Annotated in this window: 24 protein-coding genes; 8 read left to right on the top strand and 16 right to left on the bottom strand. The window is 68.9% G+C overall.

Annotated elements, in window-relative coordinates; genetic code table 11:
- The first annotated feature begins 29 nt into the window (after nt 1–29).
- Nucleotides 30–1,139, top strand: a complete 1,110-nt coding sequence (locus AB0J95_RS39810; RefSeq protein WP_364770052.1) for a helix-turn-helix domain-containing protein — start codon at nt 30–32, stop codon at nt 1,137–1,139.
- On the opposite strand, the gene AB0J95_RS39805 is transcribed toward AB0J95_RS39810, so the two are convergent.
- The 6 genes from AB0J95_RS39805 to AB0J95_RS39780 all read right to left on the bottom strand — a co-directional run bounded on the left by AB0J95_RS39805 (nt 1,107) and on the right by AB0J95_RS39780 (nt 8,030).
- Nucleotides 1,107–2,018 carry a GNAT family N-acetyltransferase gene (locus AB0J95_RS39805; protein WP_364770050.1) on the bottom strand — a complete coding sequence of 304 codons (912 nt, stop codon included), beginning with the start codon at nt 2,016–2,018 and terminating at the stop codon, nt 1,107–1,109. The two genes, AB0J95_RS39810 and AB0J95_RS39805, sit on opposite strands and share 33 nt — an antisense overlap.
- 194 nt (nt 2,019–2,212) lie before the next feature.
- Complete coding sequence (locus AB0J95_RS39800; protein WP_364770048.1) at nt 2,213–2,506, bottom strand: hypothetical protein; 294 nt, start codon at nt 2,504–2,506, stop codon at nt 2,213–2,215.
- 270 nt (nt 2,507–2,776) lie between these two features.
- Complete coding sequence (smc, locus tag AB0J95_RS39795; protein ID WP_364770046.1) at nt 2,777–6,373, bottom strand: chromosome segregation protein SMC; 3,597 nt, start codon at nt 6,371–6,373, stop codon at nt 2,777–2,779.
- Nucleotides 6,374–6,476: 103 nt separating this feature from the next.
- Nucleotides 6,477–7,184 (bottom strand): zf-HC2 domain-containing protein, encoded by a 708-nt coding sequence (locus AB0J95_RS39790; protein WP_364770044.1) that lies wholly within the window; start codon nt 7,182–7,184, stop codon nt 6,477–6,479.
- Complete coding sequence (locus AB0J95_RS39785; RefSeq protein WP_364770042.1) at nt 7,181–7,699, bottom strand: sigma-70 family RNA polymerase sigma factor; 519 nt, start codon at nt 7,697–7,699, stop codon at nt 7,181–7,183. Before AB0J95_RS39785 ends, AB0J95_RS39790 begins: the two co-directional genes overlap by 4 nt.
- Nucleotides 7,700–7,754: 55 nt before the next feature.
- Nucleotides 7,755–8,030 (bottom strand): acylphosphatase, encoded by a 276-nt coding sequence (locus AB0J95_RS39780; protein WP_364770040.1) that lies wholly within the window; start codon nt 8,028–8,030, stop codon nt 7,755–7,757.
- Nucleotides 8,031–8,150: 120 nt separating this feature from the next.
- Between AB0J95_RS39780 and AB0J95_RS39775 the strand changes: the two genes are divergently transcribed.
- Nucleotides 8,151–8,711, top strand: a complete 561-nt coding sequence (locus AB0J95_RS39775) for a hypothetical protein (RefSeq protein WP_364770038.1) — start codon at nt 8,151–8,153, stop codon at nt 8,709–8,711.
- A 140-nt stretch (nt 8,712–8,851) separates the two neighbouring features.
- Nucleotides 8,852–9,595, top strand: a complete 744-nt coding sequence (locus AB0J95_RS39770; RefSeq protein ID WP_364770036.1) for a CAP domain-containing protein — start codon at nt 8,852–8,854, stop codon at nt 9,593–9,595.
- A gap of 5 nt (nt 9,596–9,600) precedes the next feature.
- Here AB0J95_RS39770 and AB0J95_RS39765 read toward each other — a convergent pair whose 3' ends face one another.
- On the bottom strand, nt 9,601–9,855 hold the full coding sequence (locus tag AB0J95_RS39765; RefSeq protein ID WP_364770034.1) for a hypothetical protein: 255 nt from the start codon (nt 9,853–9,855) through the stop codon (nt 9,601–9,603).
- Between the two features lie 442 nt (nt 9,856–10,297).
- Between AB0J95_RS39765 and AB0J95_RS39760 the strand changes: the two genes are divergently transcribed.
- From AB0J95_RS39760 to AB0J95_RS39750, 3 genes are read left to right on the top strand one after another with little or no spacing between them, the layout of a single operon-like run.
- Nucleotides 10,298–11,482, top strand: coding sequence for an MFS transporter (locus AB0J95_RS39760; protein ID WP_364770032.1), 1,185 nt, complete (start codon nt 10,298–10,300; stop codon nt 11,480–11,482).
- Entirely contained in the window at nt 11,479–12,243 is a 765-nt protein-coding gene (locus tag AB0J95_RS39755; protein ID WP_364770030.1) for an alpha/beta hydrolase, read from the top strand. Before AB0J95_RS39760 ends, AB0J95_RS39755 begins: the two co-directional genes overlap by 4 nt.
- Nucleotides 12,244–12,252: 9 nt before the next feature.
- Nucleotides 12,253–12,897 (top strand): phosphotransferase, encoded by a 645-nt coding sequence (locus AB0J95_RS39750; protein WP_364770028.1) that lies wholly within the window; start codon nt 12,253–12,255, stop codon nt 12,895–12,897.
- On the opposite strand, the gene AB0J95_RS39745 is transcribed toward AB0J95_RS39750, so the two are convergent.
- From AB0J95_RS39745 to kdpF, 6 genes are read right to left on the bottom strand one after another with little or no spacing between them, the layout of a single operon-like run.
- Nucleotides 12,853–13,539: a response regulator gene (locus tag AB0J95_RS39745; RefSeq protein ID WP_364770026.1), complete on the bottom strand. Its 687-nt coding sequence runs from the start codon at nt 13,537–13,539 to the stop codon at nt 12,853–12,855. The genes AB0J95_RS39750 and AB0J95_RS39745 overlap by 45 nt on opposite strands.
- A complete protein-coding gene (locus tag AB0J95_RS39740; protein ID WP_364770208.1) occupies nt 13,536–16,160 on the bottom strand; it encodes a DUF4118 domain-containing protein in 2,625 nt (874 codons plus the stop codon). Before AB0J95_RS39740 ends, AB0J95_RS39745 begins: the two co-directional genes overlap by 4 nt.
- Before the next feature lie 20 nt (nt 16,161–16,180).
- A complete protein-coding gene (locus AB0J95_RS39735) occupies nt 16,181–16,759 on the bottom strand; it encodes a potassium-transporting ATPase subunit C (protein ID WP_364770024.1) in 579 nt (192 codons plus the stop codon).
- A gap of 6 nt (nt 16,760–16,765) precedes the next feature.
- Nucleotides 16,766–18,886 (bottom strand): potassium-transporting ATPase subunit KdpB, encoded by a 2,121-nt coding sequence (kdpB, locus tag AB0J95_RS39730; protein WP_364770022.1) that lies wholly within the window; start codon nt 18,884–18,886, stop codon nt 16,766–16,768.
- On the bottom strand, nt 18,883–20,541 hold the full coding sequence (gene kdpA / locus AB0J95_RS39725; RefSeq protein WP_364770020.1) for a potassium-transporting ATPase subunit KdpA: 1,659 nt from the start codon (nt 20,539–20,541) through the stop codon (nt 18,883–18,885). Before kdpA ends, kdpB begins: the two co-directional genes overlap by 4 nt.
- On the bottom strand, nt 20,541–20,642 hold the full coding sequence (kdpF, locus tag AB0J95_RS39720) for a K(+)-transporting ATPase subunit F (RefSeq protein WP_364770018.1): 102 nt from the start codon (nt 20,640–20,642) through the stop codon (nt 20,541–20,543). Before kdpF ends, kdpA begins: the two co-directional genes overlap by 1 nt.
- A 357-nt stretch (nt 20,643–20,999) precedes the next feature.
- Between kdpF and asnB the strand changes: the two genes are divergently transcribed.
- Nucleotides 21,000–22,802 carry an asparagine synthase (glutamine-hydrolyzing) gene (asnB, locus tag AB0J95_RS39715; protein WP_364770016.1) on the top strand — a complete coding sequence of 601 codons (1,803 nt, stop codon included), beginning with the start codon at nt 21,000–21,002 and terminating at the stop codon, nt 22,800–22,802.
- A gap of 25 nt (nt 22,803–22,827) precedes the next feature.
- Nucleotides 22,828–23,271, top strand: coding sequence for a MarR family winged helix-turn-helix transcriptional regulator (locus AB0J95_RS39710; RefSeq protein ID WP_364770014.1), 444 nt, complete (start codon nt 22,828–22,830; stop codon nt 23,269–23,271).
- 104 nt (nt 23,272–23,375) lie between these two features.
- Here the strand turns inward: AB0J95_RS39710 and mutM are convergent, their stop codons facing one another.
- The 3 genes from mutM to rpmF are packed head-to-tail and all read right to left on the bottom strand — an operon-like array spanning nt 23,376 to nt 25,159.
- On the bottom strand, nt 23,376–24,230 hold the full coding sequence (gene mutM, locus AB0J95_RS39705) for a bifunctional DNA-formamidopyrimidine glycosylase/DNA-(apurinic or apyrimidinic site) lyase (protein ID WP_364770012.1): 855 nt from the start codon (nt 24,228–24,230) through the stop codon (nt 23,376–23,378).
- Nucleotides 24,214–24,957, bottom strand: a complete 744-nt coding sequence (rnc, locus tag AB0J95_RS39700; RefSeq protein WP_364770010.1) for a ribonuclease III — start codon at nt 24,955–24,957, stop codon at nt 24,214–24,216. Before rnc ends, mutM begins: the two co-directional genes overlap by 17 nt.
- 19 nt (nt 24,958–24,976) lie before the next feature.
- Nucleotides 24,977–25,159: a 50S ribosomal protein L32 gene (gene rpmF / locus AB0J95_RS39695; RefSeq protein ID WP_364770008.1), complete on the bottom strand. Its 183-nt coding sequence runs from the start codon at nt 25,157–25,159 to the stop codon at nt 24,977–24,979.
- Nucleotides 25,160–25,161: the final 2 nt, after the last annotated feature.

Genomic DNA, 25,161 nt, shown 5'->3' with positions numbered 1-25,161 from the left:
GGCTCGGACGGGATTGCGAGGAGGCAAGGATGCCTGGTCTGCGCAAGGTGCTGGAGCAGATGCGGGCCGATCCGGACACGCTCATCGGTGTGACCGCGGCGGCCAGGGCGAGTTCGGCCTTGGTCGCCGCGTTGCCCCTGCAGGACGTCCAGCAGCACGTCGGCGGCCTGCTCCTGGCGGTGTCGTCGGCGTACATCGACCGGGTCGACCTCGGTGAGAGCGCGACCGCGGCCGACCGGCTGGCCGAGGACCGTGCCGTGCAAGGGATCCCGCTGGCCGCGTTGCTGGAGGGGTTCCAGGCCGGCCGCCAGTTCGTGATGACGCAGATCTTCGAGCGCACCGACGGGCTTGAGCCCAAGGAGGTGTTCGAGGGGCTGATGGAGCTGGACGCACTGGCCAACGAGATCCAGAACCGGCTGATCCACGTCTACCAGGAGACCCAGCTGAGCCTGGCCCGGACCACCCATGCCGTACGGCTGCAGGCGCTGCGGGCGCTGCTGCAGGGCGGCCCGGTGTCCGGCGAGGTCGGCCTGGACCTGCGCAAGAAGTACCACTGCACGCTGGTGGACGTCAGCGCGCCGAAGGACGCCCGGCGGTTCGAGTCGGCGCTGACGACCACGGACGGCCTGTGCGGCATGGTGGACGGCTACCTCTGCGCGGTCACCACCCGCATCCCGGAGGGCCCGTTCGAGGTGCTGCTGGTCGCCGCGCCCGCGGTGCCGGTGGGTGAGCTGGCCGGGTCGTACCGGTTGTGCCAGACGGCTTTGGTGTCCGCGCGGCGGCGCGGGCTGACCGGCCTGAAGCACCTGACCGGGCTGGCGCTGGCGCTCAGTGTGGACACCCACCCGGCTCTCGGCCGGATGCTGGCCGCGGAGAACCTGGCCGGGCTGGACCCGGCCGACGAGTTCCACCAGCTGCTTGCGCAGACCGCGTTGGCGTACCTGGAACATGGCGGCCGGACCGACCTCGTCGCCAGTGCCCTGCACGTTCACCCGAACACGGTCAAACACCGCCTCCGCAGGATGGCCGAGCTGACGTCGTTCAACCCGGTGCCCACGGGAAGGAACTCGTTGGCGCACGCGATGCGCTGGTGGTGGGCCCTGCAGTCATGGCTGACGCCGGTAACTCACGAGCTCTAGCTCGACACCGAAGCCGAGCTTGGTGAACATCCGCGCGGACGCGTCGTTCTCATGCGCGACCACCGCGGCCGCCTGCCTTCGCGCGCCGTTGCGGGCGTCCAGTTCCCTGAGCAGGCCCCGGACGACCTTGCCGCCCACGCCCACACATCGCATCTCCGGTTCCACCGCCACGTAGTCGACCAGATACTCGTCGAGCTGGGTGTAGCCCGCCGCGAACCCGGCCAGGGAACCGTTGGCCTGTTTGAGGATCACCACCGTGTGCTCCTCGCCGCTGAGCAGCTGCTCGGTCGACCTGGTGCGGTTGGGGAACGCTCTCTCGAGCAGGACCGCGACCTCCTCGCGGATGCGGGGGTCGTCGGCGGGCAACGGTTCCACGCAGTCGATGTCCTGCGCTATCAGCGATCGCAGGTCCGCGCCCGCCAGGGTGAGGATCCTGGTCTCCCGTTTGGTGGAGAACCCGTGGCGGACGGCGAACTCGGCGAGCTGGCGGTGCGCGATGTGGCCGTACAGGTCGAGATCGTCGATGCCTTGGAGGGCGGGCCGGGCACGCACCTCCCGGTAGAGGGCGTCCGCGTTGGTGTCCCAGGACTGTGGCGCCGCGGGATGCCCACTGGGCACGTCCACGAACGGCCCGTAGAGCCAGCCGCGGCGCAGCTCACGGTTGATGTCCGTGATGAGCACGCCGCGCAGCGCCCCGGAGGACCCGATGGCGACCGCGGCGCCTTCGGGCCACCCGGGCAGCCCGGTTATCTCTTCGGTGACCTCCTCGACCGTGACGCCGAGAAAGCCGATGTGGTGCGCTGGGTCAGCCTGCAAACGCGCGACCAGCTCAGCGATGGCCGGCAAGTCGGCCTGCGTAGCCGGACGGATCTCTGTCATGTCCGAATCCTGAACTCCCGCCCGGCCGAAAGCGACTGGTTTACCGGGGGTAGGTCGAACAGGTGTGCGCTGGTTCACGTTCATGTTAATGAACACCAGTTCGGAAACCTGATCGGTGACCTTCGATCACCGAGCAGGCGGTTTCACTTACCCCCGGTGGCGGTTATCGCCGATGGGGGACATCGACTGTTTACTTAGGACTGTTCTTTCCCCGGTGCGGCGAGCCGGGTGATGTCGAGTCGTTCCACGGAGTGGATGCGGCCCCTCGTCCGCACACGCCGGGTCTGCTCGAAGATCATCCAGTCACGGTCGTCCCCGGCGCTGGACAGTCCATTGAGGACTCCGGTGGTGCGACGGGTTCTGTTGCGCGCCAGGCACATACCGATCTCGTGACTTCGGGTGCCGGGGCCATGCGCGGCTCTTCGGGCCTGCGCGAGAGTGACATACGTGGTCGCGTGGGCTGCTTCCCGCAGCGCCTGCGCGGTCATAGGCTGGGGCGGAAGCCGCCCTTCAGGTTGATCACGCCCCAAATGATGCCGCATACCAGGCAGTACGCGCAAGGTACGGTATTCGCATGACTTTTCTCGGCGGAGGAGAGCGCTGCGACGCTCCACAAAGGACCGTTGACCGGGGCGCAGCTGGCTGAGGTCGAGAGTCTGTTGGTGTAACGCGGTTGAGGCGCTGCCGCAGCTCGGCTCCAGCCACACCACCCGGCCGCAGCTGGCGCACGTGTCGAACGCGGCTCGCTGGGGTGGGTGTCAGTCTTGGGTGCGGAGGCGTTGCGAGATGACTTGGGTGATGCCGTCGCCGCGCATGCTGACGCCGTACAGGGCGTCGGCGATCTCCATGGTCGGCTTCTGGTGCGTGATGATGATGAGCTGGGAGGTGGCTCGCAGCTCTTCGAGCAGGCCGATGAGGCGGCGCATGTTGGTGTCGTCCAGCGCGGCCTCGACCTCGTCCATCACGTAGAAGGGCGAAGGGCGCGCGCGGAAGATGGCGACCAGCATGGCCACCGCGACCAGGGACTTCTCGCCACCGGACAGCAGCGAGAGGCGCTTGATCTTCTTGCCCGGCGGTCTGGCCTCGACGTCGACGCCGGTGGTCAGCATGTCGTCCGGCTCGGTCAGGATCATCCGGCCCTCGCCGCCCGGGAACAGGGTGTTGAACACGATCTCGAACTCGCGCGCGACGTCCTCGTAGGCGGACGTGAAGACCTCCAGGATCTTGTCGTCCACCTCCTTGACGACCGTGAGCAGGTCGCGGCGGGTGTCCTTGAGGTCCTCGAGCTGGGTGGACAGGAACTTGTAGCGCTCCTCCAGCGCGGCGAACTCCTCCAGCGCCAACGGGTTCACCTTGCCCAGCAGGGCTAGGTCCTTCTCCGCCTTCTTGGCGCGGCGCAGCTGGGTGTCCCGGTCGAACGGTGACGACGGCGGCCGGGTGACGTCCTCGCCGCGCTCCTTGGCCGCCTCGTACTCGGCGATCTCGTTCGGCGGCGCGGGGATCGGCCGGTCCGGGCCGTACTCGGCGACGAGGTCGTCCAGCCCCATGCCGAAGTCCTCGGCGATCTTCGTTTCCAGCTGCTCGATCCGCAGCCGCTGCTCGGCCCGCAGCACTTCGTCGCGGTGCACGGCGTCGGTCAGCTTCTCCAGCTCGGTGGACAGCTCCCGGACCCGCCCGCGCACCTCCTGCAGCGCCGACTCCCGCTGCGTGCGCCGCGAGGCGACCTCATCCCGTTGCGCCGCGGCGCGATGCAGCGAGACCTCGATCCGCTCGATCGCGTACTCACCGCCGCGCACGACCGCGTCGGCGACGAGCTTGCCGCGCTGACGAGCCTCCCGCGCGCGCTCGAACCGTTCGCGCGCCTCACGTTCCTGCCGGGCCGCGCGCCGGAGCCCTTCCGCCTTACCGGCAACGGCCCGAGCGCGCTCCTCGGCGGTCCGCAACGCCAGCCGCGAGTCCATTTCCTGCTGCCGCGCGGTGTTCAGCTGCGCGACGGCCTCGTCGCGCACCCGGGAGTCGGGCTCGTCCTGCAGCGGCTGCTCCTGCGCGCCGAGCAGACGCTCCTCCAGATCGGCGAGCTTGGCCAGCTGGTCCTCGCGGGTCTGCTCCACTTTGGACCGCTGCGACCGGATCCGCTCCACCTCGGCCTGGGCAGTGCGCGCGGCCTGCTTCATCCGCGCGATCCGCTCACCCGACCGCGCCTTGCGAACCTTGGCCTCGCTCAACGCCTCCTTGGCCGCGTTCACCTCGTCGCGCCGGGCCTCCTGCTCGGCCCGGGCACCCGCCAAGGCACCGGAGGACTCCGCCAGCGCACGCTCAACGGTCGCGAGCTGCTCGTTGGCCTCATCGACCGCGGCCTGAACCTCGATCACGCTCTCGCTGCGGCCCGACCCGCCAACGGCCCAGTCGGCCCCGAGCAGGTCGCCCTCGGTGGTGACCGCGCGCAAAGACGGATACGCACCAACAATCTGCCGTGCGGCAGGCAGACCATCAACAACGACAACACGATCCAGCGCACGTTCCAACGCGGGCCGCAAGGCTTCCGGGCAGCGAACCTGGTCCACCGCCCACGACGCACCAGGCGGCAGCATCGGCCAGGACGAACGGTCCACAGTGGAGCGGTCTGCACTGGATGCCCCGCCGCCGATGACGATCCCGGCCCGGCCGGCGTCGTTGTCCCGCAACAGGTTCAGCGCGGTCACGGCGTCCTCGCCACCGGCCACCGCGACAGCGTCGGCGATCGGGCCCAACGCCGCCGCCAAAGCGACCTCGGCACCCGGCGAGACGGTCAGCAGAGCCGCGACCGAACCCAGCAACCCAGGAAGCCTGTGCCCGGCGGCAAGCAGCGCGCCCGCGCCGTCCTTCCGGCTGAGCCCCAGCGAAAGCGCGTCGACACGGGCCCGCCACGAAGCGATCTCCCGCTCCGCTTTGCGTTCCGCGGCAACGAGTTCGTTCACGCGGGCCTTGGCCTGCTCCTCGGCGGCGACGGCTTGGTGGTGCCGCTCGTTCAGGCCCTCGTCGTCGGAGTCCTCGACGCCGGTCTCTTCCTCGGTCTCGGCCAGCTCCATCGCCGCGGCCTCGGCGCGCTCCTCGGCCTCGGCCAGCGTGGTGGACAGCCGCTCGATCTCCTCGGCGGTCGCACCGTTCTTGCTGCGCAACGCCTCCACCTGGCCGGCGAGCCGGGCCAGGCCCTCGCGGCGGTCGGCGATCGCCCGCACCGCGGCCAGATGCGCCTTCTCCGCGGCCGCGACCGCGTTCTCCAGCTCGGTCCGGCGGCCCAGCGCCTCGCTCAGCGCCTCGCGCGCCACCTCGACGCCCTCGGCCAGCTCGATCTCCAGCTCGGCGGCCTCCTCGGCCTCCGCGTCCAGCTGCTCCGGGTCCTTGCCCTGGCTCTGGCGTTCGCCCTGGTCGGACAGGTGCCGGGCACGTTCGGCGGCCAGCCGGACCGTGCCGCGCAACCGCTCGGCCAGCGCGGACAGCCGGTACCAGGCGTCCTGCGCGGCGGTCAGCGCCGGCGCGTCCTCGGCCAGCGACGCCTCGAGCTCGTTCTGCTCGGCCTGAGCGAACTGCAGCGCCCGCTCGGTCTCGCCGCGCTTGTTCCGCGCGGCGGCCTCGTCCTGCTCGTCCTTGGCCAGCTCATATCGTTGCGTGACCAGCTCGTCCGCGATCAGCCGCAGCCGCGCGTCGCGCAGCTCCATCTGCACGACCTGGGCGCGCCGGGCGATCTCGGCCTGCTTGCCCAGCGGCTTGAGCTGGCGCCGCAGCTCGGCGGTCAGGTCGGTCAGCCGGGTCAGGTTGGCCTGCATCGCGTCCAGCTTGCGCAGCGCCTTTTCCTTGCGCTTGCGGTGCTTCAGGACGCCGGCGGCCTCCTCGATGAACGCGCGGCGGCCCTCCGGCTTGGACTCCAGGATCGCGCCCAGCTGGCCCTGCCCGACGATGACGTGCATCTCGCGGCCGATACCGGAGTCCGACAACAGTTCCTGCACGTCCATCAGGCGGCAGGAGGACCCGTTGATCTCGTACTCGCTGGCCCCGTCCCGGAAGATCCGCCGGGTGATCGAGACCTCGGTGTAGTCGATGTTCAGCGCGCCGTCGGAGTTGTCGATGGTCAGCGTGACCTCGGCCCGGCCCAGCGGCTGGCGGCCGCCCGCGCCCGCGAAGATGACGTCCTCCATCTTGCCGCCGCGCAGCGACTTCGCGCCCTGCTCGCCCATGACCCAGCTCAGCGCGTCCAGCACGTTCGACTTGCCGGACCCGTTCGGGCCGACGACACAGGTGATCCCTGGTTCGAAGCGCAGCGTGGTCGCCGAGGCGAAGGACTTGAAGCCCTTCAGCGTCAGGCTTTTCAGGTGCACGAAACGGGAGGCCTCTCCGGTACAGGCACGGGTAGTATCCCGCCGAGGGTACCCGGGCACGGCGCGGATCTATCGGAGGCAGGCCTCCCCGAGTCGGGGGACGTCAGGACGCGCGTATCCCGACCAGCACTCCTCCGCCCGCTGTGATCTCTATGCGGTCGATGTCGGATATCGGGATCGACGTGCTCCCGGGCGCGGACCGCAGGTTCTTGTACGTGCCCGCGGTCCACTGCCCGGCGATCTCGCTCGTGCCGTCCCGGCGGTACACGCGCATGTCGCACAGCTTGCGGCCCTCGGGCACGCTCTCCATGGAAAGGTGCAGCTCAGTGCCCCAGCCACGGCGGATCAGGTCGATCTTGCCGGTGACGCCGGTGGCCGGATCGGTGGCGGTCCATGTGACCGGGGCCACAGCTTGGACGTTCGAGTCCGGCGAGGGTGGCGCGAACATGACGAACCCGCCCAGCGCGAGCAGCACGATGGCGGCCGCGGCGGCCAGCGCCCGGCCGTTGCGGCTCAGCCAGCCGGGCCGACGGGGTTGCGGCGGGACGAGGTCCTCCGGCAGATCCAGGTCGACCAGTTCGAGCTCGACGGGGAAGTCGGCCGGCCAGTCCGGCACCTCGTCGCCCGCCTCGATGGCCTCGTAGTCGGCCGGTGTGAGCCGTTGCAGCAGGCCCGGCAAGGGGGCGAGCCGGAGCAGCTCGGCCTTGCAAGTCGCGCAGGTGGTCAGGTGATCTTCGAACCCGGCCCGTTCGCCCGGGTCGAGAGCGCCAAGCAAGTAGGCGCCGAGCGAGACGGTGCGGCGGCAGGTCATGGCTCGGTCACCCCCCGTTCCTCCAAAGCGTCGCGCAACGCACGCAGTGCGTAGAACGAACGCGATTTGACCGTGCCCGGCGGGATGCCGAGCACCGACGCGGCCTCGGCCACGGTCCGCCTGCGGAAGAACAGCTCGCCGATGACAGCACGGTGTTCCTTGCTCAGCGCGCGCATCGCCTCGGCGATCTGCCAGCTCTGCAGGACGCGGTCGAAGTCGTCGTCCGCGCGGGGCATGTCCTGGCTGGGCATGGGCACCTCCGTGACCCGTGCACCCTGCCGGCGGTAACCGGAGACGATCAGGTTCCGGGTCACCGTGTAGAGCCACGGCCCGGCCTGTTCCACACTCAACGTGTGGGCGTTGCGCCATGCCCGCAACAACGTCTCCTGCACCACGTCTTCCGCCCGCTGGTGGTCACCACCGACTGACCGAAGGGCGAATGCCAGCAACGGCCGACGGTATTTGTCGTAGAGCTCGCGAACCAGGGCTTCGCGCTGCTCGGGGGTGCTCCCCACGCGGTCTATTACGCCTCTCCGTTAGGGGCGGTTCAACACCTTCAGGTGAATTTCGCTAGCGCTCGAAGAACCCGGTCAACCCACCGCGTGCGTCCGACCATCTTTCGATGACTTTGTCCACTCTTCCAGGGGACTCGCCATGACGGAGCGCGGTCAAAAGCGATCGCAGAGCGTCCTCGGGTCCCTCGGCGATGATCTCCACCCGGCCGTCCGGCATGTTCCTGGCGCTGCCCACGAGCTTGAGCGCAAGCGCTTGCGACCGTGTCCACCAGCGAAAACCCACTCCCTGAACCTGCCCGTGCACCCAGGCGGTCAGCCTTATCGCTCGCATAGGACGATCACTCCAGCGCCGATTCCGTCGGCAAAAAGTACCAATGGTAGGTTGCCAGTCCGTGACTGCCTGCCCGGCCGGTTCGAGCCGGGCGGACGCCGGCGAGGAGGAGCCCCGCGCATGGCCGAAGATCACGACCGCATCGACTTGTCCGAGCTCGGCGGCGAGCCGGCGGACGAGCCCGCGGCCGGACCCCGGCGAGCCCCCTACGCATTACTCGCGGCGGCTGGTGTCGGCGTCGCGACCGCGTGCGCGGCCCTGGCCAGTTTCGCCGTGACCACCAACACGGGCGCCGAGCCGCGCCCCCGGATCGTCACCGAGGTCGGCAGCGACGGCCGGACGACGACCTCCACCCAGACCGTGGACGCGTCCGTGCTCAGCGGCACCGACCCGTCGCAGCAGCCGTCCGCGCCGACGACCACCTCGGGCAGCCCCGTCGCCCCGACGGACAAGCCGCGGCCGCCGCAGTCGGGCAACAACCAGCCCCAGCAGCCGCCGGCGCCCCCTCCCGGCGGAAACGGCGGAAACCCGCCACCCCCGCCCGGCGGCACGTCCTCGAGCCAGACCACCACCAGCTCGACGACGACCGAGGCGACCTCGACGCCGACTTCCACGCCGACATCGCCCACGACCCCGACGTCGCCGACCACGCCGACATCGCCTCCCGGCGGCGGCAAGTAAGCGCCTTCCGCACATCATCGGATGTCCCGATGGGTGGGAGCCTGCGGCCGAAGGGTGGTACGCGGGATGAGCTGGGATTACCAAAGAAGATCCGTCTGTAGGGGTACGAAGATCACCCGTTGGTGGTACGTTGCCCGACCGTGAGTGAAACGCGACCCCGACGCGCCACGATCATGGCAAGCCTGACCGCGGTGGCAGCCGGTGCCGCCATCGCCGGTGCCGCAACGTTTTTCAACGACCGCGACGAGGCGAAGGCCCTCGAAGTGCCCCTGGTGACCGGTTACAACGGCGCCAACAACCAAGCGAGACAGGCGCCAGAGACCACTGCCACCGCCACCGCGTTGTCCGGCCCGGCGGCGAACGGCAAGACCAGCACCACCACGAGCACCACCAGCACGACGACGTCGACCACCTCGACGTCCACCAGCACCTCCACGCAGGCGCCGCCGCCGTCACCGGCGAAGTCCGAGCAGCCGCCGCCCCCGCAGACCAAGCAGGACGCCCCCAGCAGCCCGAACCCCGCGTTCGCCGCCAAGGTCATCGAGCTGACCAACCAGTTCCGAGCGTCGCGGTGCGGGCCGTTGAAGGCGAATGCCCAGCTCACCAAAGCCGCGCAGGATCACGCGTCGGACATGTCGAACCTCGACTACTTTTCGCACACCGGCAAAGACGGGCGAACTTTCGACAAGCGAATCAAGGAAGCCGGCTATGCCAGCCCTGGCGCCGAGAACATCGCACAGGGACAGAGCACCCCGGAACTGGTCATGCAGTCGTGGATGGCGTCCGAGGGACACCGCGCCAACATCATGAACTGCGATTTGAACACGATCGGCGTAGCGGTCGACATGAGAGGGATGTACTGGGTGCAGGACTTCGGTTTCTGACCGCCTCAGTCGTCCTGAAATCCCCAGGCCCGCAGCGCGCGGCCGACGAATTCACCACCCAAGGTGTTCGCCTCGTCCGCGCGCCCGCGCCGCCGCTCCGGCAGCTCGTCCTGGTCGGCCGCGGCGATGACCTTGTCCTGCTGGGCCGCGGGCAGCTTCCAGCTGGTGCCGCAGCCGTTGGGACAGGGGTGCTCCATCTCGCGGAGCACCCCGTCCGGGCAGGGCTGCCGCCACCGCAGCACGCCCTCGCCCCCGCACATCGGGCACTCACTTAGGGACCTGGCCGACACCGCCACAGGCTCGACAATAGTCCTTCCGATTGGGTGCCATTCCCGACCCGAGGCACACTGGACACTCATTCACTGGGCACACCCTCTTCGTCGCCGCTGGCGAACGACTCCTCCGACACATGAAAGAATCTCGGAATGGTCTGGTCCATCGCAACAAAAACCGCCCGATAGAGTGAACGTCCGTCATCGCGTCGTTATCTACACTGCGGCTACCGTCCGTCGTGATCCGATGACCACATCCCCGGAATGTGCGCAGTTCACCAGCAAAACCCGCATTTTCGCGCCTCTCTGCGTAATCGCGATCACGAAACACCCATTCGGCCTGCTTGTCCGGCGACAGGACAAAAACCTCGATCGGGTGATGACACTGGCGGGCTACCCCTCAGCCTGCTACTGCCTAGCATCAGTGACCATGGAACTGGGGACCGCTCGCCGGCGCGCCATGGGTGCGCTGTTCACCACTGTCGCGCTCACCAACACCGCCACGGTGCTGACCACCACGGCGGGCACGTTGATCGCCGTCGAGACCGGAACGGCCGCGTGGAGCGGTTTACCGAGCGCGGCCGGCGTGTTCGGCACCGCGTGCGGCGCCCTGCTCGCCGGTCGCCTCACCGCTCGCAAGGGCCGCCGGTTCGCTCTGCTCACCGGATACTCGGCCGCCACCGTGGGCGCGATCATCGCGGCGCTCGGCGGGATCTTCGGCCAGCTCGTGGTCCTGCTGATCGGCCAGGCCATGCTCGGCCTCGGCAACGGCGCCGCGCAGCTGTCCCGCTACCTCGCCGCCGACCTCTACCCGGACAGCCGCAAGGGTTTCGCGCTCTCGTCGGTGATCTGGGCGGGCACGATCGGCGCGCTGACCGGCCCGTTGCTGATCGCCCCGACCGCGCACGTCGCCGCGGTGCTCGGGTTACCCGAGTTGAGCGGCCCCATCCTGTTCGCCACCCTCGCCGCCGGCTGCGCGGCGCTGGCGTCGTTCCTGCTCCCCGCCGACGACCTCAACGTGTCCACAGCCGAACGAAAAGCGTTGCCGTGGCGGGCGATCCGGCTGCCGGTGACGGCGATGGTCGCCGCGCAGGTCACGATGGTCGCGGTGATGACCATGACCCCGCCGCAACTGCATCACCTCGGGCATGGCCTCGACGTGGTCGGCTGGATCCTCAGCGCGCACATCATCGGCATGTTCGCGCTGGCCCCGCTGTCCGGGCGGTTCGCGGACCGGTTCGGCGGCCGGGTGACCATCGCTTGCGGCATCGCCGTGCTCGCGATCTCCACCGCCTTGTCCGTCGCCCTGCCCGAATCGCACACCATCGGCCTGCCGATCTCGTTATTCCTGCTCGGCTACGGCTGGAACCTGATGTTCGTCGGCGGCAGCAGCCTGCTCAGCCGGGTGCTGCCGGCCGGGTCGCAGGGGTCGATCGACGCGGTCGTCTGGGGCAGTTCGGTGCTGGGCAGCATCGGGGGCGGTCAGCTGTTCGGGTGGGGCGGCTACTCGCTCGTGGCGGCCGCCGCGGGGGCGCTGGTGATCCTGCCGGTGTTAGGGGGGTGTTTCGCCCGGCGCGATGAGTTCCGGGCGGCCAAGCCGTCTAACCCGGCATGACATCAACGACTGTTTCCGCCGACGGCACCACGATCGCCTACACCCGCCAGGGCCAGGGGCCCGCGCTGATCTTCGTCGACGGCGCGCTGTGCTCCCGCACCTTCGGCCCGCATCCAACATTGGCGCAGGTCATGGCCAGTGACTTCACCGTGTTCACCTACGACCGCCGGGGCCGGGGCGAGAGCACGGACACCTTGCCGTACGCGGTCGAGCGCGAGGTCGAGGACCTGGCTGCGGTGATCGAGGCCGCGGGTGGGGAGGCGTTCGTGTCCGGGCACTCCTCGGGTGCGCTGCTGGCGTTGCACGCGGCCGAGCTGAACGTGCCCAAGCTCGTGCTGTTCGAGCCGCCGGTGGGCGACGACGAGTGCCGGTCCATCGAATCCGACTACACGGCGAAACTGCGGGGCCTGGTCGAGAGCGGCAAACGCCGGGAGGCGGTCGTCGACTTCCAGACCTCCATCGGCATCCCCGAAGACGTCCTGGCCCAGATGGAACCGGTCATGCCGGCGTTCGAGGCGATGGCTCACACGATCGTGTACGACTGCACGATCGTCGAACAGACCGACTACGCCTTCGCCCGCGGCGTGCCGACCGAGACCCTCGTCCTCAGCAGCGACGTCACCGGCGAGAACCTCACCCACTGGGCCAAGACCATCGCGGACAACCTGCCCAACGGCACCCACCGCGAGCTGGCCGGCAACTGGCACGGCGTGCCCGACGAAGATCTCAAACCGGTTCTGGTGGAGTTCTTCAAGAGCTAGATTCATGGGGTGCTGGAGCTCGTGGCGGCGGGGCGCGACGCGGATGTGTTCGCGTGGGCGCCGGGGCGGGTTTTACGGCGGTACCGGGACGGCGGGGATGCGACCCGGGAGGCCGGGGTGATGACCTACCTCGCCGACCAGGGCTACCCGGTGCCGGAGGTGTTCGAGGCGGACGGCCCGGACCTGGTGCTGGCCCGGGTCGACGGGCCGAGCCTGCTGGACGCCCTGATCCGTGGCGACGTCGAGCTCGGCGCGGGTATGCGGCTGCTCGCCGACCTGGTGAACTGGCTGCACGGATTGCCCGGGTACGTCCTGCACATGGACCTGCACCCGGGCAACGTGCTGCTGGGGCCGGACGGCCCGGTGGTGATCGACTGGCGCAACGCGCGGGACGGCGACGCGGACCTCGACACGGCGATGTCCGCGTTGCTGCTCGCCCAGCTCGCGGTGCACCCCGACTACCGCCTGGTCCCGGATCTGCGCACATTCCTGCGGCACGTCACCGGAAACCCGCGCGAACAATTGACCCTGGCCACCGAACTGCGCCGCGACGACCCGAACCTCACCCTGGCCGAACGCGAACAGCTCACCGAAGCGAAACGGTTCCTGCTAAGCGGTTTCGAAGCGGTAGCCCATTCCGGGTTCGGTCAGTAGGTGCCGCGGGTGGGACGGCTGCGGTTCGAGTTTCCGCCGCAGCTGAGCCAGGTACACGCGCAAATAGTGCGTTTCGGCGGCGTAGGCGGGACCCCACACCTCCTGCAGCAACTGTTTCTGCGCCACCAACCGCCCTTTGTTGCGGACCAGAACCTCGAGCACACCCCACTCGGTCGGCGTCAGGTGCACTTCGGCGCCTTCTTTCAGCACCTTCTTCGCCGCGAGATCGACCGTGAAGGACCCCGTCTCGATCACGGCCTCCTCCTCGCCGGGACCGGCCGACGTCGAACGCCGGACAGCGGCCCGCAGCCGGGCCAGCAGCTCGTCCATCCCGAACGGCTTGGTGACGTAGTCGTCGGCGCCCGCGTCGAGAGCCTCGACCTTGTCCCCCGAGTCGGTGCGCGCGGACAGCACGATGATCGGCACGGTGGTCCAGCCGCGCAGGCCGGCGATGACGTCCGTGCCGTCCATGTCCGGCAAGCCCAGGTCCAGCACGACCACGTCCGGCTTGCTCTCCGCGGCGGCCCGCAACGCGGCGGCGCCGTCGTGCGCGGTGACCACCTGGTAGCCGCGGGCGGAGAGGTTGATGCGCAACGCGCGGACGATCTGCGGCTCGTCATCCACCACCAGAACTTTTGTCATAGCTTGGCCTCCGGGAGTGAGATCACGATGGTCAGGCCGCCGCCGGGGGTGTCCTCGGCCCGGATCGTGCCGCCCATCGCCTCGGTGAACCCCTTCGCGACCGACAGCCCCAACCCGACCCCGGGAGTGGCGTCCCGGTCGCCAAGCCGTTGGAACGGCGCGAAAACAGCCGCCGAAGCACCCTTGGGCAACCCGCGCCCGTGGTCGACGACCCACAGTTCCACCTGGTCGGCGTAAGCGCTCGCCCGAACGGCCACCGCCGGCTCGACTGTGCTTATGCTCGATCCTGCAAGCAGATCTTCGGAACTGATGCTCGACCCTGCAAGCAGATCTTCGGGCCTCACCCGACCATCCCCGTCCACGTCCACATGCCGTCGCGGCACGAGAGTTCCGTGCCGCACCGCGTTGTCCACCACATTGGCCACAACCCGCTCCAGCAGCCCGACATCGGCGCGCACCAGCGGCAACCGTTCGTCCACGTCCACGGCGACCTGCTGACGGCCGTCCAAACCGGACAGAGCCCGCGCCACGACCTCGTAGTAGCCGACCGGTTTCAGGTTCGGCTCGACCGCGCCGGTGGCCAGCCGGGACGAGTCCAGCAGGTTGTCGATGAGACCCGCCAGCCGGTCCGCGGACTCCTCCACGGTCGCCAGCAGCTCCGAAGTGTCCTCTTCGGACAGCTTCAGGTCGGGCGCGCGGAGGCTGCCGACCGCGGCCTTGATCGAGGTCAACGGCGTCCGCAGGTCGTGCCCGACGGCCGACAACAACGCCGTCCGCAGCTCGGTGGTCTCCGCCCGGCGCTGCGCCTTCGCTGCCTGCGCGGCCATTCGCTGTTGCCGCAACGCGAGCAGCGCCTGACCCGCCGCGGCCTCCAGCACACGCCGGTCGGCGGCTGGCAAAGCCTTACCGCGCAACGCCAAATGCACGTCGGCGGTCACCGGCACGTCGACGTCGGCCTCATCCGGCTCGTCACACGGCGAGTCGCCGATGCACGCGACCCGGTGCCACTCCCCGTCCTCCTTCTCCAGCAGAGCCACCGAGGTGAGCCCGAAGTTCTCCTTCACCTTGGCCAGCAGGCGGTCCAACGGCTCGACGTGGGTCAGCACGGTCCGCGAGTAGGACGCCAGCAAGGCCGCCTCGGTCCGGGCGCGGGCGGCCAGCTCGGCGCGCCGGGCGGCCCGGTCCACCACGACCGCGACCATGATCGCCACCACCATCATCCCGATCAGGGTGACGACGTTCTGCTGCGCGTCCACGGTCAGCGTGAAGAACGGCTCGGTGAAGAAGAAGTTCAGCAGCGCACCCGCGAGCACCGACGCGAACAGCGCCGGCCCCAGCCCGCCGACCAGGGCGACGATGATCACCGCGAGGAAGTAGTCGATGACGTTGGTGGACAGGATCAGGTCGTCACGCAGCACCGTCCCGAGCATGGTCGCCAAGGCGGGCAACACGAACGCCAGGGTCCAGCCGATGATCCGCCGCCGGCGGGACAACGGGCTGCGCGCGAGCTTGGCCCGCAACCGCCCCCCGGACTGGCCGTGCGTGACCATGTGCACGTCGATCGGCCCGGACCGCTGCACCACCGTCGCGCCGATGCCCTCGTCGAACAGGCGCGCCAGCCGTGAGCGGCGCGAGGTGCCCAGCACGAGCTGGGTCGCGTTGGCGCCGCGCGCGAAGTCCAGCATCGCGGTCGGCACGTCGTCGCCGACCACCGTGTGGAAGGTCGCGCCCACGTCGTCGGTGAGTTTGCGCAGCTTGCCGAACGCGCCCGGGCTCACGCCACGCAGGCCGTCGCCCTTCAGCACGTGCAACACCATCAGGTCGGCACCGGCACGGGTGGCGATCCGGCTGGCCCGGCGGATGAGCGTCTCGCTCTCCTTGCCGCCGGTCACGGCCACGACCACGCGTTCCCGCGTCTCCCAGGTGTCGGTGATCTCCTTCTCGGCCTTGTAGCGCCGCAGCGCCACGTCGACCTGGTCGGCCACCCACAGCAAGGCCAGCTCCCGCAGTGCGGTCAGGTTGCCGGGCCGGAAGTAGTTGCCCAGCGCGGCATCGATCTTGTGCGCCGGGTAGACGTTGCCGTGCGCGAGCCGCCGGCGCAGCGCCTCGGGCGTGATGTCGATCAGCTCGATCTGCTCGGCCTTGCGGACCACCTCGTCCGGCACGGTCTCCAGCTGCCGGGCGCCGGTGATCCGCTCGACCACGTCGTTGAGCGACTCCAGGTGCTGCACGTTGACCGTGGACAGCACGTCGATCCCGGCATCGAGCAGCTCCTCCACGTCCTGCCAGCGCTTCTCGTTGCGCGAGCCGGGGACGTTGGTGTGCGCCAGCTCGTCGATCACCGCGACCTCGGGCTTGCGGGCCAGCAGCGCGTCGATGTCCAGCTCGTCGAGCTGCTGCCCGCGGTAGTCCATCCGCTTGCGCGGCAGGGTCTCCAGCCCGGCCATCAGCTCCGCGGTCTTGGCCCGGCCGTGCGTCTCGACCAGGCCGATGACCACGTCGGTGCCGCGCTCCAGGCGCCGGCGGGCCTCGCCGAGCATGGCGAAGGTCTTGCCGACACCCGGCGCGGCACCGAGGTAGATCCGCAGCTCACCGCGACGACGCTTGTAGTCCACGTCCACAGTGTGCGCCAGAGGGGCACTCACCCGCGCTTCGCCGCCTGCACGGCCAGGTTGAGCTTGAGCACATTCACTGACTCGGGTCCGATACCTGACGTCGTGTTGTCGGAGATCAGCTGACGGACGCGGTCAACTGTCAGCCCGTTCTCCTTCGCGACCCGCGCGGCCTGGAGGGTGGCGTAGGCCGGGCTGATCTGGGGATCCACGCCACTCGCCGAGGCCGTGACCGCGTCCGGTGGCACCAGCGAGGGATCAACGCCTTCGCGCTGGGCGATCATGTCCTTCCGCTGTTTGATGACTGACAGATAGTCCTGGTTGTCAGCGCTCTTGTTCGATCCGCCGGATGTCGACGGGTCAGCCGGGCCCAACGGGTCCTTGGCACTCGCGGATGGACGGGTGTGGAACCACGGGTCGTGGTTCGGGTCCTGGGCGACCGGGTCGACCCCGATCAGGCTCGACCCGCCCGGGCCCACCGACCCTTCGGCGTTGGCCTCCAGACCGGGGACCCGCGAGACCAGCCAGACACCCAACGGGTAAAGAACACCGAGCAGCACCGTCATCACCAGCAGGATGCGGAGCCCGGCCCATGCTTGCTTGACCATGTCAGTTCACATTCCCGGAATCAGCCGGACGAGCAGGTCGATCAGCCAGATCCCGATGAAGGGCGTGATGATCCCGCCGACGCCGTATACCAACAAGTTCCTGCGCAGCAGCGACCGCGCGCTCGACGGCCGGTACCGCACACCCCGCAGGGCCAGCGGGATCAGGGCCACGATGATCAACGCGTTGAAGATCACCGCGGACAGGATCGCGCTCGACGGCGAGTGCAGCGCCATGATGTTGAGCCTGCCCAGCTGCGGGTAGATGCCCGCGAACATGGCCGGCAGGATCGCGAAGTACTTCGCCAGGTCGTTGGCGATGCTGAACGTGGTCAGCGCGCCCCGGGTGATCAGCAGCTGCTTGCCGATCTCGACGATCTCGATCAGCTTGGTGGGGTTGGAGTCCAGGTCGACCATGTTGCCGGCCTCCTTGGCCGCCATGGTCCCCGTGTTCATCGCCACACCGACATCGGCCTGTGCCAGGGCGGGCGCGTCGTTCGTGCCGTCGCCGGTCATCGCGACCAGCCGCCCGCCCTCCTGCTCCTGGCGGATCAGGGCCATCTTGTCCTCGGGCTTGGCCTCGGCCAGGAAGTCGTCCACCCCGGCCTCGTCCGCGATCGCCTTGGCGGTCAACGGGTTGTCGCCGGTGATCATCACCGTCCTGATGCCCATCGTGCGCAGCTCGTCGAACCGCTCACGCATCCCCGGTTTGACCACATCGGACAGCCGGATCACGCCCCGCACGACGCCCTGTTCGGCCACCACCAGCGGCGTTCCACCCTGCTGGCTGATCATGTCGACCAGCGTGTGCACCTCGCCGGGCACCTGGCCACCGGCCTCGGTGACCCAGTCCCGCACCGCGCTCGCCGCGCCCTTGCGCACGCTGCGGCCGTCCAGGTCGATGCCGCTCATCCGGGTCTGCGCGGTGAACGGGACGAACTCGCCGGTCTTCTCGTGCTCGGTCGGGTGCTCGGCCAGCCCGTACTCCTTGGCGCACAGCTCGACGATGCTGCGGCCTTCCGGGGTGCCGTCGGCCAGGCTCGACAGCCGGGCGGCCTGCGCCAGATCGTCCACTGTGGAGGTTCCGACCGGGAGCAGCTCGGTGGCCCGCCGGTTGCCGAAGGTGATCGTGCCGGTCTTGTCCAGCAGGAGCGTGCTCACGTCACCGGCCGCCTCGACAGCTCGGCCCGAGGTGGCCAGGACGTTGCGCTGGACCAGGCGGTCCATCCCCGCGATGCCGATAGCGGACAGCAGCGCACCGATCGTGGTCGGGATCAAACAGACGAGCAAAGCTGTCAGCACGATGACCGACTGCAGACTGCCCGAGTACCCGGCCATCGGCTGCAGCGCCACGACCGCGAGCAGGAAGATGATCGTCAACGTGGCCAGCAAAATGGTCAGCGCGATTTCGTTGGGTGTCTTCTGCCGTTGCGCGCCTTCGACCAACGCGATCATCCGGTCCACGAAGGACTCACCGGGCTTGGTCGAGATCCGCACCACGATCCGGTCGGACAGCACGGTGGTGCCACCCGTGACGGCGGAACGGTCACCACCCGACTCCCGGATCACCGGCGCGGACTCACCCGTGATCGCCGACTCGTCGACGGTCGCGATGCCCTCGATGACGTCACCGTCCCCCGGGATCACCTCGCCCGCCTCGACGACCACCAGGTCACCAATGGTCAGCTCGACACCGGGGACGCGCTCCACTGTGTCGATGCTCGATCCTGCAAGCAGATCTTCGGTCACATCCTTGAGAAGTCGGCGAGCGACGGTCTCCTTCTTGGTGCGGCGGAGGGTTTCCGCCTGCGCCTTGCCCCGCCCTTCGGCGACCGCCTCGGCGAGGTTGGCGAACAACACCGTGAACCACAACCACAGCGCGGTGCCGATGCTGAACACGGTCGGATCACCGATGGCGAACACCGTGGACAACGCCGACCCCACCCACACCACGAACATGACCGGGTTGCGGGCCTGATGGCGCGGGTTGAGCTTCTTCAACGCGTCCGGCAGCGAGATCCACAGCTGTCGGGGGGTGAAGACCCCGGCGCTGATCCGGCCCGCGTTCTCCACGTGGTGCCGGATCTCCTCCTCCGGTGTGCGCAAGGGGGTTTTGACACTGCTGGTCATGCGAGAGCCTCCGCGATCGGCCCGAGAGCCAGGGCCGGGACGAATGTGAGCGCAGCGACGAGCACGACCGTGCCGCCGAGCATGGTGGCGAACAGCGGGCTCGTGGTCGGCAGGGTGCCCGCGGTCTCCGGCACTTTGCGTTGCGCGGCAAGGGAACCGGCCAGGCACAGCACGGCGATGATGGCGATGAACCGGCCCAGCAGCATGCACACGGCGAGCGTCGACTGGAACCAGTCGTTGGTGACCGTGATCCCGGCGAACGCGCTGCCGTTGTTGTTGCTGGCGGACGTGTACGCGTACAGGATCTCGGAGAACCCGTGCGCCCCAGGGTTGTTCAGCGCGTCCAGGTTGCCCGGGACGAGCAGCGCGGCGCCCGAACCGAGCAGCACGACCGCCGGCATCGCCAGGATCGCGATCGCCGCGCACGTGACCTCACGTTTGCCGAGCTTCTTGCCCAGGTACTCCGGTGTCCGGCCGACCATCAGGCCCGCCAGGAACATCGCGATCACCGCGACCACCAGGATGCTGTAGAGGCCCGTCCCCACACCGCCCGGCGACAGCTCGCCGAACATCATGTTGAGGATCGTCCCGCCACCGCCGAGACCGCTGAGGCTGTCGTGCATCGCGTTCACCGCGCCGGTCGACGTACTCGTTGTGGCGTCGGCGAACAACGAGGACGCGCCGATCCCGAACCGGGTCTCCTTGCCCTCCATGCCACCGCCCGCGAGCAGCGCCACCGCGCCGTTCGGGTGCGCCTCGGCGTACCAGATCACCGCGAGCATGCCGGTCCACAGGAACGCCATCACGCTCAGCAGGATCGTGCCCTGCCGCTTGTTGCCCACCAGCACGCCGAACGTCCTGGTCAGGCAGACCGGGATGACCATGATCAGGAAGAGCTCGATCAGGTTGGTCCAGGAGCTGGGGTTCTCGAAGGGGTGCGCGGAGTTGGCGTTGAAGATGCCGCCGCCGTTGGTGCCCAGCTCCTTGATGGCCTCCTGGGAGGCCGCCGGCGCCAGCGCGATGTGGCTCGCCGAACCGTCCACATTGGTCACATCGACGCCCGACCTCAGGCTCTGCACCACGCCCAGCGCGACCAGCACGATCGCGAACAGCAACGAGATCGGCAGCAGGATCCGGACCGTGCCGCGGGTCAGGTCGACCCAGAAGTTGCCCATCCGGTCGGTGCGCGACCGGACGAACCCGCGCACCAGGGCCATCGCCACGGCCATGCCGACCGCGGCGGAGGCGAAGTTCTGCACGGTCAGCCCGGCCATCTGGACGACGTGCCCCATCACCGACTCGGGGATGTAGGACTGCCAGTTCGTGTTGGTCACGAAGCTGACCGCCGTGTTGAACGCCACACCCGGCGTCACCGTGCGGCCGAAGTCCAAGGGCAGCAACGGTTGCAGGCGTTGCAGCAGGTAGAGCAGCACCACCGAGGCGAACGAGAACGCCAGCACGCCGGTGGCGTAGGTCTTCCAGTGCTGCTCGGAGTCCGGGTCCACCCGGCCGATGCGGTAGATCGCCTTCTCCACCCGCAGGTGCCTGGCGCTGGTGTACACGCGAGCCATGTAGTCGCCCAGCGGCTTGTAGACAAGCGCGAGGGCGAGGATCAGCAGGCCGGCCTGCGCCAGGCCGGCCCAGGAGTCGCTCATCAGAACTTCTCCGGTCGGACCAGGGCGATGAACAAGTAGATCAGCAAGCCGAGGGCCAGCACACCGGCGACGATGTTGGCCACGGCACCGGTCCCGCTCACAACTTCTCCAGACCACGCAGAGTCAGCGCGAGGATCGCGAAGATGGCGATCAGCAGCACGGCATAGGCCAGGTCGGCCATGGTCGCGCTCTCCTCTCCAAGTCGGGGCACCCCGTTGGTTTCCCGGCTGCCCAGAGCCTGCATTCCCGGAAGGCCCTGGTGAGGATCGCCTGATGGGGTCTTTATGCGGCACCGATGGCCATTTACGCGATCCTGACGAAACCGGTCACCGAGCGTCTCCAGGCTGGCCCGCCCGGATGACACGTTCCCACCTAGTCGATTACTGATCGTCACCTTGTGCGAGTTAGATGTATTAGCTAATAATCGAGTTACACGGAGGGTACTTGGGAGGTAACACATGTGTGGGATCACCGGGTGGGTCTCGTATGACCGGGACCTGACCCAGCAGCAGGCGGCGATCGACGCGATGACCGAGACCATGTCCTGCCGCGGCCCGGACGCCGAGGGCACGTGGGTGGCCCGCGAGGCGGCCCTGGGCCACCGGCGGCTGGCGGTCATCGACATCCCGGGCGGTGCGCAGCCGATGTCGGTCTCGACGCCCAACGGGGACGTGGCCATGGTCTACAGCGGCGAGACGTACAACTTCACCGAGCTCCGCGCGGAGCTGGAGGGACGCGGCGAGAAGTTCACCACGTCCAGCGACACCGAGGTGGTCCTGCGGGGCTACCTGCAGTGGGGCGAGGCCGTCGCGGACCGGTTGAACGGCATGTACGCGTTCGCCATCTGGGACGCGCGGACGCACAAGCTGGTGATGATCCGCGACCGGATGGGCATCAAGCCGTTCTACTTCTACCCCACCGCCGATGGCGTGCTGTTCGGTTCGGAGCCCAAGGCGATCCTGGCGAACCCGCTGGCCAAGCCGGTCGTGAACACCGACGGGATGCGTGAGCTGTTCGGGTTCATCAAGACGCCGGGGCACGCGATCTGGAAGGGCATGCGGGAGGTCGTGCCGGGCACGATCGTCACGGTCACCTCATCGGGTATCAACTCTCGGACCTACTGGAAGCTGGAGTCCCGGGAGCACACCGACGATCTCGAGACGACCGTTGCGCACGTGCGTGAGCTGCTCGACGACATCGTGCGGCGCCAACTCGTGTCGGACGTGCCGGAGTGCGTGCTGTTGTCCGGTGGGCTCGACTCCAGCGCGATCACGGCGTTGTCCGCGGCGCAGCTGGACATCCCGGTGCGCAGTTTCGCCGTCGACTTCGTCGGGCAGACCGAGAACTTCCAGCCCGACGGCGTCCGCGCGACACCCGACGCGCCTTACGTGCACGACGTGGCCGACCACGTGAAGACCGACCACACCGACATCGTGCTGGACCACATGACGCTGGCGGATCCCGCGGTCCGGCAGGCGGTCGTCCGGGCCCGGGACCTGCCGCTCGGCCTCGGAGACATGGACGCCTCGCTGTACCTGCTGTTCAAGGCGATCCGGGCGCAGTCGACGGTCGCGTTGTCCGGTGAGTCCGCGGACGAGATCTTCGGCGGGTACCAGCAGTTCCACGACCCGGTGGCGCAGCGGACCGACGACTGGCCCTGGCTGGTGAAGTACCGCGACATGATGGGCGCCCGCGCCGACGAGGGCGTCGAGCGCCTCGGGATGGCTGCCTACTGGCGGGACAAGTACGCCTCGGCGGTCGCCGAGGTCGAGCGGGTGCCTTCGGAGGACGCGTTCACCCACCGGATGCGGGTCATGTCGTACCTGCACCTGACCCGGTTCGTGCGGATCCTGCTGGACCGCAAGGACCGGATGAGCATGGCGGTGGGGCTCGAGGTGCGGGTGCCGTTCTGCGACCACCGGCTGGTCGAGTACGTGTACAACACCCCGTGGTCGATGAAGACGTATGACAACCGGGAGAAGAGCCTGCTGCGCGGCGCGGCCCGGGATGTTCTGCCGCAGTCGGTGGTGCAGCGGGTGAAGAGCCCCTATCCGTCCACACAGGACCCTCAGTACGGCGCCGAACTGCAGCGACAGGTCCGCGACCTGCCCTCGTCGCACCGGGTGTTCGACATCATCCCGCGTGCCCGGGTCGCACCGGCGCTGAACGGCGACTTGACGCCGCAGGGCCGCGGTGGCCTCGAACGACTCCTTACCATGGCGGCCTGGCTGGACATCTACCGTCCCGAAATGGTGTCCTAACACCAAAACGGACGTTGGAGGGCAAATGACAACCGAACAGCAGGCCTTCGACATCGTGGTCGCGCTGCACCGGTTGCTCAGAACCCTCCGCCACGCAGTGAAGAACACCAGCCTCCAACCCACCCAAGTGCTGGTGTTGTCCCAGCTGCTGACCTCGGGTCCGATGCGGGTCGGCGAACTGGCGGCCCGCGTCCCCTGCTCCCAGCCCACCGCCACCGTGGCGGTGAGCAGCCTCGAATCGGCCGGCTACGTCCGCAGGGAACCGGACCCCGCGGACGGCCGGGCGATCCGGGTGGTGGCGACCGACACCGGCCGCGAACTGATCCTGTCCCTGGCGCACAACGAGGCGGAGGAGTTGGCGGGCCGCCTGCGCCGGCTGGAGCCCGCCGAACTGGCGATCCTCGAACAACTCCCCGGCCTGCTCAACAAACTGGCGCAGCCACCCGTTGCGGCGCCTCAGGTTTCCTGATCCCGGCTGGGTATGGGGGCGCGGTTCAGGTTCGGCGTCGGGCGGTGGGGTGCGGATCGCTACGCATGCCTGGAAGCCCAGCGGGGCCAGGTCCCGGGTGGGTGCTAGCGGGGGTGGGGTTGGCAGCGGGGGCAGGAGAAGGAGCTGCGGTTCATGAAGGGCTCGCGGCGGATGGCGGTGCCGCAGCGGGTGCAGGGCTTGCCTTCCTGGCCGTAGGCGTTCAGCGAGCGGTCGAAGTACCCCGACTGGCCGTTGATGTTCACGTACAGCGCGTCGAAGCTGGTGCCGCCGACCTTGAGGGCCTCGTTCATCACCTCGGTGGCCGCTTGCAGCAACCCCGTCGCTTTGGGGGCCGTCAGTTTGTCGGTGGGGCGGGCCCAGTGCAGTTTGGTGCGCCAGAGGGCCTCGTCCGCGTAGATGTTGCCGATGCCGGACACGAGGGTCTGGTCGAGTAATGCCCGTTTGACCTCAGTGTGCTTGCGGCGCATGGCTTTGACGACCTCGCGGGCGTCGAACGCCGGGTCCATCGGGTCCCTGGCGATGTGCGCGACGGGGGCGGGCAGCAGCTCCTCATCGACCTTCACCATCTCCGACAGCGCCAGGCCGCCGAAGGTGCGCTGGTCGACGAACCGCAGCTCCGGGCCCTTGTCGGCGAACCGGAACCGGATCCGCAGGTGCTTCTCGTCCTCGTACCCCTCGTCGCGGACCAGCATCTGGCCGCTCATGCCGAGGTGCGCCAGCATCGCCTCGCCGCTGTCCAGCTCGACCCACAGGTACTTGCCGCGCCGGCGCACGGCGTCGATGCGCACGCCGGTCAACCGGTCGGCGAAGTCGACGGCGCCGGGCAGGTGACGGCGGATCGCACGCGGGTGCATGACGTCGACGTGGGTGATGGTGCGGCCCGACGCGTGACTTTCCAGCCCGCGCCGGACGACCTCGACCTCAGGCAGTTCCGGCAAGCCCGTTGCCGTTCTGCTCCGACAGCTCGCGGTAGGCGGCCTCGGCCGCCTTCTGCTCGGCTTCCTTCTTGGTCCGCCCGTCGCCCGAGCCGTAGCTCTGGCCGGCCACGACCACGGTGGCGCTGAACTCCTTGCGGTGATCCGGGCCCTCCTCCTCGACCCGGTACTCCGGTACGCCAAGACCGGCGGACGCGCACAGCTCCTGCAGGCTGGTCTTCCAGTCCAGGCCCGCACCGCGCCGCGGCGCCTCGTCGAGCAGCGCGTCGAACAGCTTGTGCACGACCACACGGGCGACGTCGATGCCCTCCTGGAGGTACACCGCGCCGATCACGGCCTCCAGGGTGTCGGCGAGGATGCTCGCCTTGTCCCGGCCGCCGGTGAGCTCCTCACCGCGGCCGAGCAGCAGGTGCGCGCCGAGGCCGCCCTGGCCGAGGCCACGGGCGACCCGCGCGAGCGCGTGCATGTTCACCACGCTGGCCCGCAGCCGGGCGAGCTGGCCCTCCGGCAGGTCCGGGTGCGCCTGGTACAGGTGATCGGTGATCACCATGCCGAGCACCGAGTCGCCGAGGAACTCCAGCCGCTCGTTGGGCGGCAGGCCACCGTTCTCGTAGGCATACGAGCGATGGGTCAGAGCGAGCTGAAGCAGCTCGCTCTCCAGTTGGACGCCGAGCGCGACGAGCAGCGAACCGGGATCGACCGCGCCGTTACGGCTGCCCCTTCCTCCCATGCCTCCGCCTTTTATCGAATCAAGCAGGCTGGGTGACCTGGCGGCCGTTGTACTGGCCGCAGGCCGGACAGGCGACGTGCTGCGGCTTGGGCTGACGGCACGCACGGTTGGAGCACGGCTCCAGGACCACGGCGGTGGTCTTCCACTGGCTGCGGCGCGAGCGCGTGTTCGAGCGCGACATCTTCCGCTTGGGGACGGCCACGG

Source organism: Actinocrispum sp. NPDC049592 (genome assembly GCF_040675465.1).
Taxonomy (GTDB): Bacteria; Actinomycetota; Actinomycetes; order Mycobacteriales; family Pseudonocardiaceae; genus Kibdelosporangium.
Note: the sequence above shows the minus strand (reverse complement) of the source record. Positions and strands in the feature narration are given on the sequence as shown.

What these genes read in the sequence shown, in the direction of transcription:
- AB0J95_RS39810 (WP_364770052.1), top strand. Translation starts at nt 30, where the DNA reads ATGCCTGGTCTGCGCAAGGTGCTGGAGCAGATGCGGGCCGATCCGGAC.
- AB0J95_RS39805 (WP_364770050.1), bottom strand. Translation starts at nt 2,018, where the DNA reads ATGACAGAGATCCGTCCGGCTACGCAGGCCGACTTGCCGGCCATCGCT.
- AB0J95_RS39800 (WP_364770048.1), bottom strand. Translation starts at nt 2,506, where the DNA reads ATGACCGCGCAGGCGCTGCGGGAAGCAGCCCACGCGACCACGTATGTC.
- AB0J95_RS39790 (WP_364770044.1), bottom strand. Translation starts at nt 7,184, where the DNA reads ATGACCTGCCGCCGCACCGTCTCGCTCGGCGCCTACTTGCTTGGCGCT.
- AB0J95_RS39780 (WP_364770040.1), bottom strand. Translation starts at nt 8,030, where the DNA reads ATGCGAGCGATAAGGCTGACCGCCTGGGTGCACGGGCAGGTTCAGGGA.
- AB0J95_RS39775 (WP_364770038.1), top strand. Translation starts at nt 8,151, where the DNA reads ATGGCCGAAGATCACGACCGCATCGACTTGTCCGAGCTCGGCGGCGAG.
- AB0J95_RS39765 (WP_364770034.1), bottom strand. Translation starts at nt 9,855, where the DNA reads ATGTGCGGGGGCGAGGGCGTGCTGCGGTGGCGGCAGCCCTGCCCGGAC.
- AB0J95_RS39760 (WP_364770032.1), top strand. Translation starts at nt 10,298, where the DNA reads ATGGAACTGGGGACCGCTCGCCGGCGCGCCATGGGTGCGCTGTTCACC.
- AB0J95_RS39755 (WP_364770030.1), top strand. Translation starts at nt 11,479, where the DNA reads ATGACATCAACGACTGTTTCCGCCGACGGCACCACGATCGCCTACACC.
- AB0J95_RS39745 (WP_364770026.1), bottom strand. Translation starts at nt 13,539, where the DNA reads ATGACAAAAGTTCTGGTGGTGGATGACGAGCCGCAGATCGTCCGCGCG.
- AB0J95_RS39735 (WP_364770024.1), bottom strand. Translation starts at nt 16,759, where the DNA reads ATGGTCAAGCAAGCATGGGCCGGGCTCCGCATCCTGCTGGTGATGACG.
- kdpB (WP_364770022.1), bottom strand. Translation starts at nt 18,886, where the DNA reads ATGACCAGCAGTGTCAAAACCCCCTTGCGCACACCGGAGGAGGAGATC.
- kdpA (WP_364770020.1), bottom strand. Translation starts at nt 20,541, where the DNA reads ATGAGCGACTCCTGGGCCGGCCTGGCGCAGGCCGGCCTGCTGATCCTC.
- asnB (WP_364770016.1), top strand. Translation starts at nt 21,000, where the DNA reads ATGTGTGGGATCACCGGGTGGGTCTCGTATGACCGGGACCTGACCCAG.
- AB0J95_RS39710 (WP_364770014.1), top strand. Translation starts at nt 22,828, where the DNA reads ATGACAACCGAACAGCAGGCCTTCGACATCGTGGTCGCGCTGCACCGG.
- rnc (WP_364770010.1), bottom strand. Translation starts at nt 24,957, where the DNA reads ATGGGAGGAAGGGGCAGCCGTAACGGCGCGGTCGATCCCGGTTCGCTG.